The 3,080-nt window shown below is 73.9% G+C and carries 4 protein-coding genes and 1 tRNA gene; 3 read left to right on the forward strand and 2 right to left on the reverse strand.

The window, feature by feature from the left end; genetic code table 11:
- On the forward strand, positions 1-240 hold a 240-nt coding region (locus L0B03_RS15780), incomplete at its 5' end, for an ABC transporter C-terminal domain-containing protein (RefSeq protein WP_284501909.1).
- A 14-nt stretch (positions 241-254) separates the two neighbouring features.
- On the opposite strand, the gene L0B03_RS15785 is transcribed toward L0B03_RS15780, so the two are convergent.
- Entirely contained in the window at positions 255-743 is a 489-nt protein-coding gene (locus L0B03_RS15785; RefSeq protein ID WP_250447574.1) for a MarR family winged helix-turn-helix transcriptional regulator, read from the reverse strand.
- On the reverse strand, positions 740-1,348 hold the full coding sequence (locus tag L0B03_RS15790) for a TetR/AcrR family transcriptional regulator (protein ID WP_250447580.1): 609 nt from the start codon (positions 1,346-1,348) through the stop codon (positions 740-742). Before L0B03_RS15790 ends, L0B03_RS15785 begins: the two co-directional genes overlap by 4 nt.
- Before the next feature lie 97 nt (positions 1,349-1,445).
- Between L0B03_RS15790 and L0B03_RS15795 the strand changes: the two genes are divergently transcribed.
- Both L0B03_RS15795 and glmU read left to right on the forward strand, forming a co-directional pair.
- Positions 1,446-1,517 (forward strand) — tRNA-Gln (locus L0B03_RS15795).
- Between the two features lie 88 nt (positions 1,518-1,605).
- The coding region (gene glmU / locus L0B03_RS15800) for a bifunctional UDP-N-acetylglucosamine diphosphorylase/glucosamine-1-phosphate N-acetyltransferase GlmU (protein ID WP_250447576.1) at positions 1,606-3,080 on the forward strand (1,475 nt) is incomplete at its 3' end.

Raw genomic sequence — 3,080 nt, forward strand, 5'->3', positions numbered from 1 at the left:
CCGGGGACCGAGGCCGGTCCGGACGCGGCGGCGGTGCGGGCGGCACGCAAGGAGATCACCCGCATCGACCGGCAGCTCGGCAAGATCGCCGAGCGCGAGGCGAAGCTCCACGCGCGCATGGCCGAGGCCGCGACCGACCACGCCGCCGTGACGGCCCTCGACGCCGAGCTGCGCGAGCTGACGGCCCTCAAGGACGAGCTCGAGGAGCAGTGGATGACCGCCGCGGAGATCGCCGGCTGACCAGCCGGCGGTCCTCAGCCGTCGAAGGGGGCGACGAGCACCCGGAGCAGGTCCACCAGGGTGTCGTGATCGGCCTCGGGCAGGCCTGCGAGCAGGGTGCGCTCGACGCGTAGCAGGTCCTCGAGGGCCGAGTCGACCCGGGTCCGACCCGTGGGGGTCAGGCGCACCAGGACTCCCCGCCGGTCGCTCGGGGCGGGCAGGCGCTCGACCAGCCCGCGGGCTGCCAGGCGGTCGATCCGGTTGGTCATGGTGCCGCTCGTGACCAGGGTCTGGGTCACGAGGGTGCCGGGGGAGAGCTGGTAGGGCTCACCCGCGCGACGCAGGGACGAGAGCACGTCGAACTCCCACAGCTCGAGCTCGTGCCGGGCGAAGGCCCCGCGTCGGGCCAGGTCCAGGTGCCGTGCCAGGCGGCTCACCCGGGACAGCACCGCGAGGGGGGCGACGTCGAGGTCGGGCCGCTCGCGGCGCCAGGACTCGACGATCCGGTCGACCTCGTCGGTCATGCGTCGTCCTGGTCGCCGCGCAGGGTCGGTCGGCGCTGGAGCCCCGAGAGCCCGAACCAGGCCAGGTTCACCAGGTGGGCGGCGACCTCGGTCTTGTCGGGGTTGCGGGCGTCGAGCCAGTACTGACCGGTCAGGGCGACCATGCCGACGAGCATCTGCGCGTAGATCGGGGCCGTGCGCGGGTCCAGGCCGCGCCGGGTGAACTGGTCGGCCAGCAGGTGCTCGACCTGCATCGCCACGTCACCGATGAGGCTCGAGAAGGTGCCGGTGGTCTGGGCCACGGGGGAGTCCCGGACCAGGATCCGGAAGCCGTCGGTCGAGGACTCGATGTAGTCCAGCAGGGCCAGGGCGGTGCGTTCGACGAGCACCTGAGGGTGGCCGCCGGCCTCGAGGGCCCCCGTGAGCGCCCCGGTCAGGGCCTGGATCTCGCGGTCGACGACGACCGCGTAGACCCCCTCCTTGCCGCCGAAGTGCTCGTAGACCACGGGCTTGGAGACCTGCGCGCGGGCGGCGATCTCCTCGACGCTGGTGCCCTCGAAGCCCTTCTCGGCGAAGAGCTGGCGGCTCACGTCGAGCAGCTGCTCGCGCCGTTGGGTTCCGGTCATCCGGGCCCGCGCGGGGCGTTTGCTCGAGGAGGCCACCGACCCATCATGCCGTGAACCCCTGGCAGACTGGTGGACCGTCCGCGGCCGTCGGCCACGGTCCGCCCTGGTGTAATGGCAGCACGCCGGCCTTTGGAGCCGTGCAGTCCAGGTTCGAGTCCTGGGGGCGGAGCATGCGACGGTAGAGTGACCGGGCGCCCGGACCTCCGGCGCAGCCGCTCGCCCGGCATGACCAGCGTCACCTCCGACGGGAGCCCCGCGTGACCACCCCCCGCCCCGCCGCCGTCGTCGTCCTTGCCGCAGGTGAGGGCACCCGGATGCGCTCGGCCACCCCCAAGGTCCTGCACACCCTCGGCGGACGCTCCATGCTCGGTCACGCGATGACCGCCGCCCGCTCTCTCGACCCCCGTCGCGTCGCCGTGGTCGTGCGCCACGAGCGCGACCGGGTGGCCGCCCACGCCCTCGAGCTCGACCCCCGCGCCCTCATCGCCGACCAGGACGCCGTGCCGGGCACGGGCCGGGCGGTCCAGTGCGCTCTGGGCGTGCTCGACGCGGCCGCTCAGGCCGACCTCGCCCACGACCATGCTGCGAGCGGCGAGGACGGCCCGGTCCAGGGGCAGGTCGAGGGCCCCGTGGTGGTCCTCGCGGGGGACATCCCGCTCCTCGACGGCGGGACCCTCGCCGAGCTCCTCGCGGCGCACGTCGCCGACGGCAACGCGGTCACGGTCCTGACCACCCAGGTCGCGGACGCCACGGGCTACGGCCGCATCCTGCGCGACGGCTCGACCGGCGAGGTCACCGGGATCGTCGAGCACAAGGACGCGACCCCGGAGCAGCGCGAGATCGCCGAGATCAACTCCTCGGTCTACGTCTTCGACGCCGCGATGCTCCGCGGGGCCCTCGGCCGGCTGGGGCGCGACAACGCCCAGGGCGAGGTCTACCTGACGGACGTGCTCGCCATCGCGCGGGCCGACGGCGGTGCGGTGCGCGCCGTGCAGGTCGACGACCCCGTGCTCGTCGAGGGCGTCAACGACCGTGCGCAGATGGCCGTCCTGCGCGCCGAGCAGAACAGGCGTGTCCTGGCGGACTGGATGGCGGTAGGGGTGACCGTCGTCGACCCCGCGACGACCTGGGTGGACGTCGACGTCGAGCTCGCCCAGGACGTGACGCTGCTCCCCGGCACGCAGCTGCACGGGACCACCCGCGTCGCCTCCGGGGCGACCATCGGACCGGACACCACGCTGACCGACGTCGAGGTCGGCCCGGGGGCCGAGGTGATCCGCAGCCACGGCACGGGGGCGCGCGTCGGCGCCGGGGCGAGCGTCGGGCCCTTCTCCTTCCTGCGGCCCGGGACCGACCTCGGCACCGAGGGCAAGATCGGTGCCTTCGTCGAGACCAAGAACGCCTCGATCGGCGCCCACTCGAAGGTGCCCCACCTGTCCTACGTCGGGGACGCCGCGATCGGTGAGCACAGCAACATCGGCGCCGCGACGATCTTCGTCAACTACGACGGCGTGAACAAGCACCGCACCACGGTCGGGTCGCACGTGCGGATCGGCTCGGACAACGCCCTGGTGGCCCCGCTCACCATCGGGGACGGCGCGTACACGGGGGCAGGGTCGGTCATCCGGCACGACGTCGCTCCGGGGGCCCTGGGCCTCAACACCGCCCCGCAGCGCAGCGTCGACCGCTGGGTGCTGCGCCGCCGGGCCGGCACCCCGTCGGCCGAGGCCGC

The sequence above is a fragment of the Actinotalea sp. C106 genome (assembly GCF_023630195.1).
GTDB lineage: Bacteria > Actinomycetota > Actinomycetes > Actinomycetales > Cellulomonadaceae > Actinotalea.

Excerpts from the sequence above, each read along its gene's own strand:
- L0B03_RS15785 (WP_250447574.1), bottom strand. The coding sequence starts at position 743 with ATGACCGACGAGGTCGACCGGATCGTCGAGTCCTGGCGCCGCGAGCGG.
- L0B03_RS15790 (WP_250447580.1), bottom strand. The coding sequence starts at position 1,348 with ATGACCGGAACCCAACGGCGCGAGCAGCTGCTCGACGTGAGCCGCCAG.